The sequence below is a fragment of the Pseudomonas sp. W2-17 genome, assembly GCF_041060445.1.
Lineage (GTDB): Bacteria > Pseudomonadota > Gammaproteobacteria > Pseudomonadales > Pseudomonadaceae > Aquipseudomonas.
In genome coordinates this window covers 1-541 of record NZ_JAUFNS010000059.1, presented here as the reverse complement: position 1 = coordinate 541, position 541 = coordinate 1, and the positions used below count along the sequence as shown (strand labels likewise).

1 protein-coding gene is annotated in these 541 nt (G+C 63.8%); it reads right to left on the bottom strand.

Annotated features, from left to right (window positions below; genetic code table 11):
* The coding region (locus QWI20_RS27445) for a baseplate J/gp47 family protein (protein ID WP_369308101.1) at positions 1-541 on the bottom strand (541 nt) is incomplete at both ends.

Here is a 541-nt window from a genome sequence, read left to right as displayed (position 1 = left end):
GTTGGGCTTGGCGGTGACGTCATTCGCAGGGCTGCCAACCACGTTGTCGACCTCACCTTGTGCGCTGCTGATCGCCTCCCGGATATGACTGATCAGCAGCGTCTCACCCAGGCCCGCCTCTCGCTCGTGCAGGTCTGTCAGTTCGGCAGCAACAGCGGCGCGCACCACGGTGGTGTCCGGGGTGAGCTTGATCGTGTAGTTGACGGCTTTGAGCACCGGCGCCAGCACGATCACTTCGGCGGTCACCGGCGCCTTGGCGTCGATGTAGTTCTTGACCGTTGCGATCTCATTGGCGTCCGGAATGATCGAGGCGTCGCCATCGCGAACGAAGAACACACCCACGGTGCCGGGGCCCAAGTAGTTTTTCACCGTCCAGGCGCGCGTCACCCCCGCGCACTCCAGCGCCCACGTCACGTAGTCATCAGCGTCTCCCCCGTGGGGGATAACCTGGTAGCTGCGAATGACGCGACTGCGTAGCGATTCGACTGACTCCTGGTTGCTGCCGCCGGTGATGCCCGGCGCCAAGACGGTGAACGTCTCG